This window comes from Pseudomonas tolaasii NCPPB 2192 (assembly GCF_002813445.1).
GTDB classification, from domain to species: Bacteria; Pseudomonadota; Gammaproteobacteria; order Pseudomonadales; family Pseudomonadaceae; genus Aquipseudomonas; species Aquipseudomonas tolaasii.
Map to the genome: position 1 here is coordinate 363325 of NZ_PHHD01000001.1, position 17277 is coordinate 380601.

Annotated in this window: 10 protein-coding genes; 3 read left to right on the plus strand and 7 right to left on the minus strand. The window is 61.2% G+C overall.

From position 1 onward, the window contains the following. Nucleotides 1-41: 41 nt before the first annotated feature. Both kynA and kynB read right to left on the minus strand, forming a co-directional pair. Nucleotides 42-899, minus strand: coding sequence for a tryptophan 2,3-dioxygenase (kynA, locus tag ATI14_RS01795; protein WP_016971020.1), 858 nt, complete (start codon nt 897-899; stop codon nt 42-44). Further along, the gene (gene kynB / locus ATI14_RS01800) at nt 896-1546 is read right to left on the minus strand and encodes an arylformamidase (protein WP_016971019.1); all 651 of its coding nucleotides are present in this window, start codon (nt 1544-1546) and stop codon (nt 896-898) included. The genes kynA and kynB overlap by 4 nt, the downstream gene beginning before the upstream one ends. Before the next feature lie 346 nt (nt 1547-1892). On the opposite strand from kynB, the gene ATI14_RS01805 reads away from it, so the two are divergent. The 3 genes from ATI14_RS01805 (at nt 1893) to ATI14_RS01815 (ending at nt 6269) form a co-directional block, all read left to right on the plus strand. Further along, nucleotides 1893-2237: a cupin domain-containing protein gene (locus tag ATI14_RS01805; RefSeq protein ID WP_016971018.1), complete on the plus strand. Its 345-nt coding sequence runs from the start codon at nt 1893-1895 to the stop codon at nt 2235-2237. 556 nt (nt 2238-2793) lie between these two features. Beyond that, nucleotides 2794-2994: a hypothetical protein gene (locus ATI14_RS01810; protein WP_016971017.1), complete on the plus strand. Its 201-nt coding sequence runs from the start codon at nt 2794-2796 to the stop codon at nt 2992-2994. A 224-nt stretch (nt 2995-3218) separates the two neighbouring features. After that, complete coding sequence (locus tag ATI14_RS01815) at nt 3219-6269, plus strand: Mur ligase family protein (RefSeq protein WP_177007938.1); 3051 nt, start codon at nt 3219-3221, stop codon at nt 6267-6269. Here the strand turns inward: ATI14_RS01815 and ATI14_RS01820 are convergent. From ATI14_RS01820 to ATI14_RS31505, 5 genes are all read right to left on the minus strand, one after another. Next, complete coding sequence (locus tag ATI14_RS01820) at nt 6266-7150, minus strand: alpha/beta hydrolase family protein (protein WP_016973153.1); 885 nt, start codon at nt 7148-7150, stop codon at nt 6266-6268. The genes ATI14_RS01815 and ATI14_RS01820 overlap by 4 nt on opposite strands. A 14-nt stretch (nt 7151-7164) precedes the next feature. Continuing rightward, nucleotides 7165-8355, minus strand: coding sequence for a beta-barrel domain-containing protein (locus ATI14_RS01825; protein ID WP_051032804.1), 1191 nt, complete (start codon nt 8353-8355; stop codon nt 7165-7167). A gap of 26 nt (nt 8356-8381) precedes the next feature. After that, nucleotides 8382-10565: a type I secretion system permease/ATPase gene (locus tag ATI14_RS01830; protein WP_016973155.1), complete on the minus strand. Its 2184-nt coding sequence runs from the start codon at nt 10563-10565 to the stop codon at nt 8382-8384. Continuing rightward, nucleotides 10562-11932 (minus strand): TolC family outer membrane protein, encoded by a 1371-nt coding sequence (locus tag ATI14_RS01835; RefSeq protein WP_100217175.1) that lies wholly within the window; start codon nt 11930-11932, stop codon nt 10562-10564. The genes ATI14_RS01830 and ATI14_RS01835 overlap by 4 nt, the downstream gene beginning before the upstream one ends. 213 nt (nt 11933-12145) lie before the next feature. Beyond that, on the minus strand, nt 12146-16660 hold the full coding sequence (locus ATI14_RS31505; RefSeq protein ID WP_208634723.1) for a BapA/Bap/LapF family large adhesin: 4515 nt from the start codon (nt 16658-16660) through the stop codon (nt 12146-12148). Nucleotides 16661-17277 lie beyond the last annotated feature (617 nt).

Below are 17277 nucleotides of genomic sequence, written 5' to 3' on the forward strand. Positions count from 1 at the left end.
AGCGTGGGAACGATCAGCCCCGGTTTTCCGGGGCTTTTTTGTTAGAGCGTGGAACGTACTCGCCACAGTTCGGGAAACAACACCGTGTCGAGCATCTTGCGCAGGTAACCCACGCCCTCGGTGCCGCCGGTTCCCGGCTGGAAACCGATAATCCGCTCCACCGTAGTCACGTGCCGGAAACGCCACTGGCGGAACGAATCTTCCAGGTCGATAAACTTCTCGGCCAACTGATACAAATCCCAATACCGGCTCGGGTCGCGATACACCTCACGCCACGCCGCCTCCACGGAGTCATCGTGAACCGTGGCCGCCGTCGGGTCGCGCTCGGCGCGTTTGGGATCAATCGCCAGGCCGGCCTTGATCATCAGGTTGATCGCCTCGTCATACAGCGACGGCGTGGCAATCGCCACTTTCAACTCGTTCAACAGCTCCGGTCGATGGGCATGGGGTCGCAACAGCGCCGCGCTCTTGTTGCCGAGGATGAATTCGATCTCGCGGTACTGGAACGACTGGAACCCCGACGACTGCCCGAGGAACGGGCGGATCGCCTTGTACTCCGACGGGGTCATGGTCGCCAATACCGCCCAGGCGTGCACCAGTTGATCGAAAATCCGCGACACCCGCGCCAACATCTTGAATGCCGGCGGCAACTCGCCCAGGCGTACGTGTTCGCGGGCGGCCTTGAGTTCGTGGAGCATCAGTTTCATCCACAGCTCGGAGGTCTGGTGCTGGATGATGAAGAGCATTTCGTTGTGGTCCGGCGACAGCGGGTGCTGGGCGCTGAGGACTTTGCCCAGGTCCAGGTAGTCGCCATAGCTCATGGACTCGGAGAAATTCAGCTCGGCGTTATGCCATTCTTCCGGGGGTTGGTAATCGGCAGAGAAGGGACACTGGCTCATCGCGTGGGCTCCTTGAGCGGGCGGAGAATGGCGCGGACCGGGCTCGCGTCAAGGTGGGCAAACCGCAACGGCAGCGCGATCAGTTCATAGTCGCCCTCCGGTACGTCATCGAGCACGATGCCTTCGAGAATCGCCATGCCATGGCGGGCTACAGCCGTGTGGGAATCCATGGTCTTGGACTGTTGCGGGTCCAGCGACGGTGTGTCGATGCCGATCAAGCGCACGCCCAGGCTGGCGAGCAGCTCAATGGTTTGCGGGGCGATGGCGGCGAAGTTCGAGTCCCACTCGGTCAGCGGCGCCTGTGCATAAGTGCGCAAGAGCACGCGCTCCGGCAAGTTATCCACACGCCCTTCCAACTGATGGGGCTGGACCAGCGCGCCGCTGCCCAGGCAATGCACCACGCGGCACGGGCCCATGTACACGTCCAGCGACACCTCGCCAATCGGCGCGCCGTCGGCGCTGTAATGCAGCGGCGCATCCACATGGGCGCCGGTGTGCGGCGACAAGGTCACGCGCCCCACATTCACCGGGCACTCCGGGCCGAACTGCCACACGCGTTCTTCCTTAAACGGCGTATCGCCCGGCCAGGTCGGCGTCGCCGTGCTCAAGGGCGGGCTGATATCCCACCACGTTTTTATTGGGTTCATTTCAAGGCTCTCACTCGTTCTGAGGAGAATGATACGAGGGCCGGTTGCGAATTTTCTTGCGAATTCTGGCGCCATGCGGGAAATCTTTCGCACTTACTGCGAGGAATTGGCTGATTCACGCCTATATCTGTCACATACGCGTCCCTGTGGGAGCCGGGCTTGCCCGCGATGGCGGCGGCACAGGTTGCCTATCTATCGCCTGGCACTCCGCTATCGCGGGCAAGCCCGGTTCCCACAGGTTTTCATGGCGCCTGCGCTTCTGGGCATCCCGATGTCGAGTTCAGACCACTGAAGCAATGTCCCAGGCCTTAGGGTGGTTCTTTCCATTCCCTGCCTCGGAGCCGTCATGACCCAACCCATCACCGTATTGCGCGACACCCACCCTTTGCCGGTCCTGGATGCCTGCAAATGGGAAAAACTCGAAGGTGACCCGCACACCGTCAACCTCAACGCCTACACCAGCGAAGACGGCAGCAAGATCATGGGCACCTGGATCTGCACGCCGGGCAAGTGGTACGTGAATTACGTGAAGTGGGAGTACTGCCACTTCCAGGAAGGCTACTGCATCATCACGCCCGAAGGTCTGGAGCCGATTCACCTGCGGGCCGGGGATATCTTTGTGGTCGAGCCAGGGATGAAGGGGACGTGGGAGGTAGTAGAGACCGTGCGCAAGTATTTCGTTTTTGCTTGACCGCCCCCCAAGAGGGGTCGCCCTGGCCCCTTTTTGATCAGAACCTGCCACTGCGCTGTACATCGCTTTTGCACCCAGCGACAACCCCCCCCGCATTTACGTTACAACTTCTGAATATCACCCCCAACAACTCGAAACAAGCAATTAGTATTTTGTGACAGAATATTGTGAAGAGTAACTTCTTGAAAAAAACTCATGTCATGATGCAAAAAACTACCTGATCACACTTACCACTCAATACAAACACTACTTTAGTAATAGATAGTATTGGCTTTTGACAGCCCCGACTGCTTCGTATAATTTTCTGGAAACCTCATTAATATCCGAGTTTCACAGGATTATAACGGGATGATAATAAGCGGCTTGGCGAAAGGTGCAGAACTTCACATTCTCGCAAGTTTCCCCACTGCCCCATGGCAAACACTCAGTGATTTGAATTAGACTTCCAACGCACAGGGTTACAACTCCACTGGATTTTTCTAAGGATTAATCACCTACTTCAGTACGTACTGCACGCGGCAGTTGAGACCGCGCCTTCTGTAAAAGGATAAATAAAATGCCTGATAAAACAACGCGTCTGACCATCCTCATCGACTCACCCACCAAGCAGCGGCTGGAGTCGTTGTCCGAGGAAGTTGACCTTACTATTTCTCAGGTCATTCGCAAGCTGATTCGTGATCATCTTCAACACTATGAAAGTCAAACCACTTCGCCTGCCCGCGAACCCGCCCAGGAGGAGGCCTCGTTGTATTCTTGATATATAAATGGATTTAGTGCCTTTACCACAAATAACTTGGCCTGCGTTAGACGGATATACCCTTATAACTCTACGTAGTCATCGCTTGTCGCCACGTTATTGACACATGGAGATCTGTACCTGTGAAACAGCAATTGCTTGCTTGTCATGCGCTTTTGAGTAAAGACACTCATGGATTTTCTGTCTCATCAGACGCCTCACAACCCTGCACTTTGTTCTTTTCAATGAGTGACACGACACAACGTGCACAGGTTTTTCATGTTACGGCGCAAAGCCTTGAGCACGCCTGGCAAGCGGGTGCCCTTGAACTGCAACGCCGCTACGACCAAGCCATTTCCCAAGGGACCTGTCACCCCGAGCGTTTCTGGATTCGTGTGGAACGGGCATTCAACGTGACCCCCATCACGTGGGCCAAGCTCAATGAGCGCCTCAAACGTCACAAGCGCAATTACTTCAGGCAAGGCATCGCCCTCGACAGCGACCTGAGATTGGCCATCACCGAACAGGAACTGAACGCCAATGCCATCCTGTATGGCGGCAGCGACATTGCCCACGCCACCTTCAACCCGAAAAACTTCGCCGCCTACGCTCGTCGCCGGTTTGCCGCAACCCCCACCGCCGACATCCTCGCCGGCCTGACGCCGGAAACCTGCGTCTTCGTTTTCAGCACCACAGGTGTGTTCTGCGCCGAAGATGGCGAGGCGCATGCACTGAATGGCAACGGGCTGGAAACCGGCTGGCGCACACTGGGCCCCCTTGCCCCCGACACCGTGCGGGCCTGCATCGACAGCGCCTCCCGCTACCTGAGCACACAGGTGCAAGACAGCGGGCAATTCATCTATGGCTACTTCCCGTGTTTCGACCGGGCCATCAACACCTACAACACCCTGCGCCATGCCAGCACCACCTACTCGATGATCGAGGCCTGGGCGCTGACCGGCGACCCACACTTGAAGGCGGCTATCGACCGCTCGCTGGAACATCTCACCCAGGTGCTGATCAGGCCCTATTTGCTCCCCGATGGCAGTGTGGCGGCGTTTCTCACCGATACCGGCGATGAGATCAAACTGGGTGGCAATGCGGTGTGCCTGTTGGCGCTGGTCAAGTACAGCGAAGCCACCGGCACTCGTCATCACCTGCCGCTGCTTGAAGCGCTCGCCAATGGCATGGCCTGGATGCAGGACCCTGCCAGCGGCGCTTTTGTGCACGTCTTGCATGCACAGGACCTGAGCGTCAAAGCGCCGTTTCGAATCATCTACTACGACGGCGAAGCCGCCTTCGGCCTGATGCGCCTGTATGGGTTGACCGGCAACGAACGCTGGCTGGCGGTGGTGGAGAAAGCGTTCGACTATTTCATCGAAAAAGAACATTGGCGCGAGCACGACCACTGGCTCAGCTACTGCGTGAACGAACTGACCCGCTACCGTCCCGACGAAAAGTATTTTCGCTTTGGCCTGAACAACGTTGTCGGCTATCTGGGCTTTGTGCAGCAACGCATCACCACGTTCCCGACCTTGCTGGAATTGATGATGGCCGCGCAACAAATGCTTGCGCGCATCGCCGGGCAACCCGAGTTGCGCCACCTGCTTAACGAGATCGACCTGCACGCGTTCTACTGCGCCTTGCACCATCGCGCCCGCTACCTGCTCAACGGCTATTTCTGGCCGGAACTGGCGATGTACTTTGCCAACCCGGCGCGCATCGCCGGGGCCTTTTTTATCCGCCATCATGCGTTCCGGGTCCGCATTGATGATGTAGAGCACTACCTTTCCGGGCTGATCGCCTATCACCGTTACCTGCTGGACGGCGCGCCCCAGGTGGGCAAGGTCGAAACGCAAACCACCCCGGACCGGACCTGGGACGCCCACACCCTGGCCCAAGTGACGCTGGGAACCTGGGCCAGCCAGCCACCGAACGGCTGGCGCGCCAGCGGGTTGACGCCCTCCATGCAGTTCTTCAAGCCACAACGCATCCTCAGTCGCCACCCCAGCAAGGTCGGCCCCAATGAAGCCCAATCGGCGCAACGCTGGGCTCAGGCCAGCGCCGAACGCCGCCCGTCCGCATTCATGTGCGTAGACCCCACGCCCTACCTGGACAGCGGCCTGCCCGTCCTGCAAGTCGCCGACACCAGCGATGCCATGCTGCAAATGGGCCGCCACGCCCGGCGGCATTTTGCCGGGCAGGTATTCGGCGTGACCGGCAGCTTCGGCAAAACCACCGTGGTCGCGATGCTGGCCCACGCGTTGAAACACTGGGGCGACGTGGGCCAGACCGAGGCCAACGCCAACCTGCCCCATGGCATTGCCTGGAACCTGGCGAGCATGACCCAGCCGGCAAAATTCTGGGTACTGGAAATGGCCGTGGGCCGCATGCCAATCAACTCCGAACTGGTCAGGCCGCACATTGCTGTGGTCACCGGGATCGCCCCGGCGCACCTGGAATATCACGGCACCCTGGAAAACCTGGCGCGTAAAAAAAGCGCGATCTTCCGCTCGATGGCCCCCGGCGGGCATGCCGTGCTCAGCCGTGACATGCCGCACTACGCGCTGTTCGCCGAAGCCGCTCAAACCGCGCGGTTGCACGTCATCAGCTTTGGCGAACACGCCGAGGCCGACCTGCGGTTGCTCGATTGCACCAGCGAGGCAAACCAGGTGATCGTCAAGGCACGCTACGCCGGCAAACCGCTTGATTTCAGCCTGCAGGCTCGCGGGCGACACATGGTGCTCAACGCGCTGGCGGTGCTGGCTGCGCTGTCTGCGGCCGGCCTTGAAGCCGAGCAAGCATTGGCGACGTTGGGCACCTTCATGCCGGTCGAAGGGCGTGGCAATACCCTGTCGATCAAATGCGCCGACGGCCATTTTCAACTGATCAATGACGCCTACAACGCCAACCCGGGCTCCATGAGCGCAGCCCTGCGTGCCATGGCCGACCTGCCCATCGCCCCGCGTCACCGCGTGCTGGTACTGGGGGATATGCTCGAACTCGGCGCCGACGCCCAGCACTATCACCTGGAACTGGCTGACGCGCTGCGGGCCGTGGCACCGCGGCATGTGGTGCTTTGCGGCCCTCTGATGCACGCGCTGTACCTGGCACTGCGCGGTGAGCTGTCGGTGCAGTGGTTCGAACAGGCCAAGGCGTTGACCCAGGTATTGACGAAGGACCCGGGCCAGTGGTTTCAGTCCGGGGATTGGGTGATGGTGAAAAGCTCAGGCGGGACGGGGCTGTCGCAGCTGTGCGAGCGGCTGGCCACCCGCGAACAGACAGTACCGGCCTAACCCGCGCAACGGGCGGCGGTCTTCAGCCCAATGTCATTACGCAATTGATGAAAGGCCTTCGGTACGCCCTGGGCCTTGATCAACTGCACAGGATGCCCGGCACGCCTGAGTGCCTGATAAAAACCCTCCTGCAGGGCAAACGGCGCGACCTTGTCGTCAACACTGCCGATCACAAACAACTGCCGTTGCGGCGCAACGGCAATGCCATCGATATGTTGAGCCGGGTCATACGGGTGCAGCAACCCGTTGGTATCACGCCCGGGCTTTGACGGCAGGCCCTTGCTCTGGCGAATCATCTGCGCACGCTGGACCAGCGAGAAGGCTCCCGAGGTCATCACCGCGCATTTCACGTCGGTGCGGCCCAGGGTCAACAGCGCGGCGGCGGCCGTGGCCCCGCCGCTGTGGCCGAGTAAAACGAATTGCCCGATGCCATAACGCTTGCGCAATTCATCCAGCGCCCCATTGAGGGCCATGAATTCCTGCGCCTGACGCCGTTGCCCGTGGTCGCCGCTGGACCCATAAGTGCCGGGCCGGGCCACAATGACCACCGGCACCGCCGCGCGCTTGCTCATCGCCCGGGCCTGGGCGACTTTGGCGGCCAGGGTGTTGCCCGCGATCGCCTGCGGCGCGCGATGCATCTCGGCCGTGCGGTCGCCATGGAACATCACGATCACCGTCGGCGCACGCTCAAGGGTGCCGCCGGCGAAGTAACGCATACACGCAGTGCCCCCGGCGAACTCGACCCACAGCGCCGAGGCAGGCTCGGTGCAGGTGGCCCTGTCGGCGCGGGTGTTCCAGGGCAGTGGCGCCGTAGCGTCATCGAAAGCCTGCGCCCACGACGCACAAGCCATGGCCAACCCGAACACAAGAGCTTTGCCCATTGCCGCCCCCTCCCCTAGCGCTCGCGCAGTGCCTCGCGCGCGCGGTTCATGGGCTTGATCAGGTAGTCGAGCACGGTCTTCTGGCCGGTCTTGATGTCCACCGAGGCGATCATGCCCGGCACGATCGAAAACGCCTTGCCGGCCTTGTTTTTCAAGGTGTCGGCATCGGTGCGGATGAACACGCGATAGTAGAACACCTCGGGTTTGACCTCGTCCTGAATGGTGTCGGGAGAAATGGTCACCACCTTGCCGTCCATCCCGCCATAAATCGCGTAATCGTAGGCGGTGATCTTGACCTTGGCGACCTGGTCGGGGTGGATGAAAGCGATGTCCCTTGGCGAGATGCGTGCCTCGATCAGTAGCTGCTCATCCAGCGGCACAATCTGCATCAGGCGCCCGTTGGGTGGGATGATCCCGCCGATGGTGGTGACCTCGATGCCCTTGACGATACCGCGTACCGGCGAACGCAGGGTCAGGCGGGTGACCGAGTCGGAACGCCCGCGCATCACCGACGACAACGTCTCGACATCGGCATTGACCTTGGCCAGGTCCTCGCCGGCCCGCACCATGTAATCGGAGCGGGCTTGGGTCAGCTTCAACTCCAGCTCGGCTTTCTGGCGTTTGAGGCGCAGCACCTCGACATTGCTGGCCGCGCCGACCTTGGCGAGGTTCTCGGTGATCTCCAGTTCACTGCGCACCAACCCGAGGGAAGAACGCACGCCGGCCTGGGATTCCTCCAGGCCTTTGCGCCGGGTGTTGAACAGGTCGGTTTCCGCGCCGATCAGCGCCGGATAGCGCGCCAGCTCCGGCGGGAACACCAACGGCTTGCCGCTCACCTCAGCCTGCAAGCGCGCCACGCTGGCCAGGGACGCACGGTACTTGGAGGCACTTTCATCGAAGTTGGATTCAGTCTTGGTCGGGTCAAGCCTGGCCAGGGTTTGCCCAAGCTTGACGATATCGCCCTCCCCTACATTCAACTCGGTGACGATGCCGCCTTCGAGCGACTGAATGATTTGCTCGCGGGACGTGGGAATGACCTTGCCGCTGCCGGTGGACACTTCATCCACTTCAAACACATAGGCCCAGGCGCCAAACACCATCAGCATGACCAGCACCCACAGCACCACCCGTGTGGAGCGCAGCACCGTACTGTCATCCACCCCCTCATGGCCGTGCCCGGTGCCTTCGTCTTCGCTGGCGAGCAGCGCAATTCTTTTCGGCGCTTGGGTTTTCACTGGGTTTTCCCCTTGGGTTTGGACAGCCGGGCAATCGCGTTGTCCTTGCTGTCATCGACGATGATCTGGCCGTTGTCGACCACGATGATGCGGTTCACCAGGCTCAGCACACTCATGCGGTGCGTCGCGATGATCAGCGTGCGGCCAGCGGCCCAGCGGTCGAGGTGTTGAATCAATTGGCGCTCGGTGGCCTCATCGAGGGAGGCGGTGGGTTCATCGAGCAACACGATGTGCGGCTGGCGAATGATCAAGCGCGACAGCAACAACGATTGGCGCTGCCCGCCGGAAAGCCCGAGGCCGCCTTCGAGAATCATGTGGTCCATGCCGTCGGCAAATTTGCCGATGAAATCAGCCGCGCCGGTCAGGGCCAGGGCCTGGAGTATTTCTTGGTCTGATGCATGGGGCGCGCCCATGATCAGGTTGTCGCGCAGCGTGCCGTGAAACAGCCGCGAGTTCTGGGTCATCAGGCCCACGTCACGGCGCACGTCCGCGGGGTCGATATGCCCGAGGGCGACGCCATCGAGGCTGATGCTGCCGGCCTTGAGGTCAAGCATCCCGGCCAGTGCCTGCAACAACGTGGACTTGCCCGCGCCGTTACGGCCGAGAATGGCGATGCGCTCACCGGGCTGTATCTGCAGATCCGCCACACGCAGTGCCGGCACTGGTGCATCCTCGGAATATTGGAATGCCGCCTGGTTCAGCACGTAATGCCCAGTGAGCACCGGCAGATGCACACGCTTGCTGCCTTCGGCGTGGTCCACCGGCAATTCCATGATGCGGTTCAGGCTGTGCAGGGCCACCTTGGCCTGCTGCCAACGGGTCAGCACCTGGGTGATCTGCGACATCGGCGCCATCATCCGCGATGCGAGGATGGACGCGGCCACCAAGCTACCGGTGGTCATGTCGCTGGCCATGACCATCGGTGCACCGAACACCACCACTACGGCAAACACCGAACCCTGTACGTTGTTGCTCCACGCCACCAGTTTGTTGGTGAGCATGCGCAAACGCAGGCTGGCATCGCCGCAGGTCGCGTTGTAATGGTTCCACTGTTGCTGAAAGCGCTGCTCGGCTTGCAGCGCCTTGATGTCGTCCAGGCCCTGCACGGTTTCCACCAGCATTGCGCTGCGCAGCGAGGCTTCACGCATCGATTCGCTGGCCAACGCCGCGAGTTTCTTTTGCGCCAGCAGGCCCGGCACCACCAGAAACAGCACGGCCACCAAGGGCACCGCCACCAGCGGGCCGGCGATCATCCAGTAGATCACCAGAAACAGCAGGAAAAACGGCAAGTCCGCCAACGCCGTCGCGGTGCTGGAGGTGATCAGTTCACGCAGTTGCTCCAGCTCCTTGAGCTGGGAAATAAACGACCCGGTGGACTTGGGTCGCGCACTGTTGCGCAGACGAATCGCGTGGCCGAACACCAGGTCCGACACCCTCAGGTCGGCGCGTTTGCCGAGCATGTCGGTGATACGCACGCGCGTAATGCGCATGATGAAATCGAAGACCAGCGCCAGCATCACGCCACCGAACAGCACGTACAGGGTGGGCATGGATTCTGCGGGAATGACGCGGTCATACACTTGCATTGAAAACAGCACCCCGGCCAGGCCGAGCACGCTGGTCACCAATGAGGCAAGCATCACATAGCCGTAGGGCCGCAGGTCACGCAGCACGATGCTGCTGAACCAGTTCTTTTGATACGGCTTGATGTAGTCGTCGACCCGCGTGTCGCGCACCGCGCCCATGGGCCGCAGGATCACAACCTTGCGCGCCTGCTCCAGCAACTCGCGACGGCCCAGGAGGCTTTGCAAACCGCCATCGCCGCTGTAGGCGATGCCGAGAGTGTCATCTTCACCCAGGGTTTGCAGCACGCCGACCTGGCCGTCATCGAACTGCAACACCAACGGCAACTGGCGCTGCATCAAGGTCGAAGCAGAAAAGTCGGCGATCACGCAGTTCAAACCGGCCTGGCGCGCCATGCGCCGCACCACCTCTTCCACCGACGCACTGTCGGTCCACTGCGCCGCCAAGCGCACGCTCTGTGCCGAGCACTCCAGGCGATAATGCCGGGCAACCGTAAGTATCGCCTCCAGCCACACCTCGTAATCAAACGCTGGCGGTGCAGTGAAAGGCGTCTGGATTGCACTCAGGTCATCGTCAAGTTTCACGGCTTCATTCATGGCCGAATCTCCACACCCTGCAGGGTGCTGTTGTCCAAATGGAACGCCGTGCGCAGCCCGCCGGTGTTGTACAGGCAGTCGATATTCAGGCGCCGCAAGTCGGCCGCGGTGTTTTCGCGGTCCATGCGCGCCTGGTGGATTTCCTGCTCGGCGTTGAGCAAGTCGAGCAGCGGCCGCGTGCCCAGTTCGAGGTACTGCTGGCGGTACAGGTCGCGGGTTTCGGAGATGCTGCGCTCACGAAAATCCAGGGTCGACAGACGTTGGGAGAGGCTGGATATCTGGTCACGCGCCTCCAGCAACCCTTGACGAACAGCCAGGCGCGCGGCGTCATTGGCCGCGTCCGCAGAACGCAGTGCCTGTTGTGCGGCAGATTTGCGCGCGGTGATGGCGCCGCCCTGATACAGCGGCATCTTCACGTTGAGAAACACGCCATAGCGGGTGCGATCGCGGCCGCCGGGCAGGTTACTGTCGTCGTTGTTGTCCAGGTAATGCGTGATCGAGGGGTCCAGCGATACGGTCGGCAAGGCTTCGGCGCGGGCCTGGGCGATCAGTGCCAACGCGTCCACACGCTGGGCCTGGGCGATCAGCAACGTGGGGGTGACCGCTTCATCGGGCATCACGCCCACGCAGGACTTTTCCAACGAGGAGGGAAACGCGCCGGACACGCTCACTGGCGACTGCGCGCCGAGCAGGCTGCTCAAGGCACTGCGCCAGCGATTGAATTGCGCGCTGAATTGCTGCTGGGTGGCCATGGAAGCTTCAACCCGCGAGCGTGCCTGGATCAGGTCGGAACGGGTGCTGGCGCCCATGTCGCTGCGTTTTTTGGCCAACTCGGCAATCGCCGAAATGCCGTCGATTTGCTCACGGGCCAGGGTCACCAGACGTTGCGAGCGTTGCAGTTCGATCATCGCGAACGAGGTGTCGCGGGCCACTTGGTCAATCGACAGCAAGATCGCCGCCTGGCTGCCACTGACCCTTGCCAGCGCGCTGTCCACCGAACTTGAAACCTTGCCGAAGTCGTAGAGCATCTGCGAAGCCGACAAGGAAAACGCACGGCTCTGGCCATTGCCGCTCAGGCCGCTGTCGTAACCCGAATTGAAGCCGCCGCTGACTTGCGGGTAATAGCCGGAACGGGCGATGTTCACGTTCTCGTTTTGTTGGTAAAGCTGCCCGATCGCCTCGGCAATAGCCGGGTGCCATTCCACGGCCAACTGAATGGCCCGTGTGAGGTCGAGGTTGTTCGGGATGTTGCGTTGGGGTGCCACCGGTGCGCTGACGCCCGTTGGCCCTCCCGGTAAATTCGTGCCCAGGTTGCTGGGGCTGATGATGTTGACGCGTTCTTCGTCGTCCAGAAGCGACGTGGCCATGACCGGCTCAATCCCTGGCGCGATCAGTGCGCCTGCCAACACTGCGGCAGACAATTGGGTGGCCAAACTCTTATGCCTCACTGCAATTCACCTGACTGTTGTCAAACCGGATGGGGACAACAACGGCGCGTGACACACATCCGTCACGCGCTGTTGCTGCACGACCGTTGGTGATGAAAACCGGGCCAGACGGCCCGGTCGTCGGGGGTGGCGTTACACCACGTTGATGCCGCTTTGTACCCACAGCTGATGGGTCTGATCTTCGGGGCTCGTGTAGACCACGTACTCCAGACCGTTCTCTACCTGGGTCACACCGCTCGACCAGTCGCCGGTCAGGTGCACGCTGTCCTGGTCGTCGCCCTGGATCATCAAACGATCCGACTCAGGCCCGGTGATGGACACCAGGTCTTCAAGGCTCAGGGTCAGGTCAACCGCGCTGACGTCATTCAGGTCGATGCTGTGCACACCGCTGACTTTGCCGATCAGGTCGGTGAGGTTGATGGCCGCATCGCCACCCTCCCACAGCAACCCATCCGCCCCCGTGCCAGCATCGACATGGGTGAAGTCGGTGTCATCGACCGCCACGGCATCGTGGTGGTCTGCGTCAGCGTTGGCACCGTCATCCGCCGCCTGGTCCACCGCACTGTGGGCGGCGGCAAATCCAGCGCCTTCAGTGGCGGGCGCACCCGGGTTGGCGTCGTCCCAGACCAGGTCGCGGTCTGGCGAGTCGATGCGGACGTACAGGTCGGCGGTGTCTGACTGCCCGGTTGGCGTGGTGAGCTTGTAGGTGAACTTATCCACCTGGCCAATCTCATCCAGCGTCAGGCCGGCATGCGGGGTGTAGACATACTTGCCATCGGCAAACACGGTCAGCGTGCCATGCTCACCCTCAACTTTCGCCCCGGTCTGCCCGGGAATCACGTAGACCCCGTTCACCAGCACACTCAACACCGTCAGCGGCGAGCCGAGCACATCCGGCCCCGACAGGCTGTTAGCCAACAGATCACCCGTGGCATTGGCCATGTCACCCGTCACAAATTGCGTGAGCGAAGTGGTGGTCAGTTTCTGGGCAATCGTGATTGCACTCAGCGACAGCACCGACCCGGTCGAACCGGTGACGCGATACGAACCGGCGTCCAGCCCGGTGAACGTATGCGACGCTTCGGTGGTGGTCTGCACCGTAGTCCACGTACCGTCAATCAGCTTTTGCAAGTTGACGGTGGTGGTCGGCAACAGCGTAATGCCGGTGGCGCTGACATCGACTTTCAACACAGCGGTGGAATCTGCCGCGACGACGATGACTTGCCCCGTTCCCGTTCCCGTGCCAAGTGCCGGCAGGTTGTAGGTCAAGGACGGTGCGGTCGTCTCGGTCACCAGGTTGACGATCTCGATCTGCGCCGAACCCAGGTCATCGTTGGCAACCGTGTTGATAACCCCCGGCGCCGATGGGTTGGCATCGTTCCAGGTCACGTCGACACTTGGGCTGTCGATGCGCACGTACAAGGTGGCTGAAGCCGAACCGCCGGCACCATTGACCAGGTGATACTCGAAAGCATCCACCTTGCCGATGTTGGCGATATCGCCATTCGGGGTGTACTTGTAGTCGCCGTTGGCGAAGATCGTCAGTTGACCGTATTGACCTTGCAGCACCGTACCGGTGGTGGCATCGGCATCGACGAACTCGCCGCCGACCTCAACCTGCACCTTCACCGGCCCGCCATTGCCCGGCACATCCGGTTGGCCGCCTACGCCTGGGTCGGTGATGACGTTGCCGGAAATTTCCGGCCCCGCTTCGCCGGTGAAATCAGTCAGGCTTTCGTGGGTGACACTCAAGTTGGCCGTCGCACCCGCCCCAATGCTCACCAGGTTCGGATCGAGCTTGAGGGTGAAGCGGTATTGCCCGGCTTCCAGCCCTTCGATCTTGGCGCTGGAGCTTTGGCCGAACAGGCCCAGCAGGTCGAGCAAGCCCGAACCGTTGCTGCCTTGTTGAACCGGCAGCCAGCCACCGGCACCGTCGCTCACTTCCAGAATCGCAGTGAAACCACCGCCCAACAGTGAGACCAGATCCGCCTGGGCGAACTGCAGGTTCAGCGTGCCAGTGGCCCCCTCGGAGACCGAGAATTCCTGCGTTTTGGTGTGATCGCCCAGGATGATCCCGCCGATCCCCAACAGGGTGAAGACACGCATATCGGCCAGGTTGGTATTGGAGGTGACGGGTTTGATCGTCACTTCACTGGTGGCGAGGTCGTCGAAGGCTTCGAGGTCGGCGTCGGCGTCGGCGTCGGCGTCGGCATCAGCGTCGGCGTCGGCGTCGGCATCGGCATCGGCATCGGCGTCGGCGTCGGCGTCGGCATCGGCATCGGCATCAGCGTCGGCATCGGCATCGGCATCAGCGTCGGCATCAGCATCAGCATCAGCATCAGCATCAGCATCAGCATCGGCGTCGGCATCAGCATCGGCATCGGCATCGGCATCAGCGTCGGCATCGGCATCGGCATCGGCGTCAGCATCGGCATCGGCATCGGCATCGGCATCGGCATCAGCATCAGCGTCGGCATCGGCATCGGCATCGGCATCAGCGTCGGCGTCAGCATCGGCATCGGCATCGGCGTCAGCATCAGCATCCGCATCCGCATCCGCATCCGCATCGGCGTCAGCGTCAGCGTCAGCATCGGCATCGGCATCGGCATCAGCATCAGCATCAGCGTCGGCATCAGCATCAGCATCAGCGTCGGCATCAGCATCAGCATCAGCATCAGCATCAGCATCAGCGTCGGCATCGGCATCGGCATCGGCATCAGCGTCGGCGTCGGCGTCGGCGTCAGCATCGGCATCGGCATCGGCATCGGCGTCAGCGTCAGCGTCAGCGTCAGCATCGGCATCGGCATCAGCATCAGCATCGGCATCGGCATCGGCATCGGCATCAGCATCGGCATCGGCATCGGCATCGGCATCGGCATCGGCATCGTTGTCGTCTATATCAACCGCAACCACGGTAGCCGGAACAGACTCGTTCCCCGACGCATCCGTCAGCGTGACGCTGAGGGTTTCGCCGTTGACTTGAGGCGGGTCCAGGGTGACCTGGAAGTTGGCGTCGTCACCCACGGTGCCGGTGCCGATGACGTTGCCGTCGGCATCCTTGACGGTAACGGTCGCGCGGGGCTCGCCCTTGCCGCTGACGGTGGTGCCTTCCGGGCTGACCGCCAGGTTGGTCGGGGCGTCGGGAGCGATGGTGTCGCCCGCGAACGCGGTGCCTGGCAGCGACTCCTTGCCGGAAAAGTTTTTGAGGAAAACCCTCAGGCGCTCGCCGTTGACATGCAATGAATTGAGTTGAAGTACGAAGGTACCGTCGTCCCCCACGGTGCCGGTGCCGACCACTTCGCCGGCGTCGTTGAGCACCGTGACGTCGTGATTGGCCGAGCCTTCGCCGCTGAGGGTGTCGCCCGCTTCGCTGATCGACAGGTTCCTGGGCGCCAGCGGCGTTTCAATGTCTGCAACCAGCAGGCCACCGGGAAGCGATTGATTGCCGGCGCCATCGGTCAGGGTGACTTGCAGGCTCTCGCCCTCGGTCGCCGGGGTGTTGAGTGACACCTGGAAGGTGCCGTCGGCTCCCACAGTTCCGGTGCCGATCACGTTGCCGCCGGTGTCCTTGATGGTCACTGCGGTGTTGGGCTCACCTTTGCCGCTGACCGTTGCGCCGTCGGCACTGATCGTCAGGTCGGTTGGCGCGGCGGGCGCGGTGGTGTCACCGGCCACAACGGGGCTGGCGGGAGATTCATTGCCGGCGACATCCTTGAGGACGACGTTTAGGGTTTCGCCGTTGGTTTGTGGCGTAGTCAGGGTGACCTGGAAATTGCCGTCAGCCCCCACCGTGCCGGTACCGATCACGTTGCCGTTGGCGTCGGTGATGGTGACAGTGGCATTGGGTTCGCCCTTGCCGGTGAGAATGGTGCCGTCAGGGCTGACTTCCAGCCCTGTGGCGGCAGCAGGCGCGGTCGTGTCACCCGCTACAACCGTAGCTGGCACCGACTCTTTGCCCGACGCATCCTTGAGGACCACCTGCAGGGTTTCGCCATTGGTTTGCGGCGTGCCCAGGTTGACCTGGAAATTACCGTCTGCACCGACAGTCCCGGTACCGATCACATTGCCGGCAGCATCCTTGACCGTCACGGTGGTACCGCCCTGGCCCTTACCGTTGAGGACTGTGCCCGCGCTGTTCACTGACAACCCGCCCGCCGCCCCTGGCGGTGTCGCGGGCGGCGTGACGGGCGGCGGTGCATCATGATGACCGCCCCCACCCCCGCCACCACCGATGGCCGCTGCGGCACCGCCTACAGCAAGAATCCCCAGCCCCCACAGCACCCAGCTCGGGATCGAACTGTCGGCGGCGATGGCGGCAACGCCCAAGTCGTCAAGAGTTGAAATCTGGGTAAAGTTGAAGCCCGAATACGGGGTGGAATAGTTGCCCAGCAACAGTGTTCCGTCGGCGTTCTCCAGAACCAGTTGGTTCGTCGCGCCGTCGGCGCCCACCACAAAAAAGTTCTGAATAGTGACGGTTTCTCCAGACTTCAGAGTGACCACCAAGTTCTGGCCGGATTGTTGAAAGGTTTGAACGTTTTCCGGTCCGAAGGGCAGTTTTACAATGCTGGTTCCTTTAAGGCTGGCATTGCCAAAGGCATGTTCCGTCGCCGTCCCCGTCGCCTTGTCGACAATTGTTATGTTTTTCATCTTTCACCCGTTTCTATCGATGGACACGCAGAGTTCAGCGCGAGCGAATGCCCACGGCGGTCATGACCGCCGAGCACTAAACGTGTTGTTGCGTTATTGAAGGGCTGTTCAGAATCCGCGCGAGTCAACCCACGCCGGTTTCTTCACGCGGTTGCACGTCGACCCACTCAGACGTGCAACGTGTTGGCGCGGATTCAGGAGAGGGGCTGGTATGCCCGCAAGCCCAGAGATCAAGTAATCGGGAGAGATGGCGGGCCGCGAGACGGGCCTTTTCAAGCTCCCGGGCAGCGTCGGCCGATGTGGCCGAGTGCCCGGGGATACCCGATGTACGATTCCTTTCGTTAGCCATCTCTGACACACCTGCACAACTTTAAAAAGTACAACGATTGAGCGGGAACTCTCGAGACATGACGCCGCCGACAACGCCCGCGAGGCCGATACTAACGAGGCGATAGTCAACATCAAAGGGAAAACTAAACACACATTAAACATGAGCCTTTAAACAAAACACTCACCGCACACTGATCGCACATTGTGTATTAATCCATTATCACAGCATGATAACGAAGCACTCTCCCACTGCGAACCGAGTGACGAGACCGTTATAAAAAACAGGC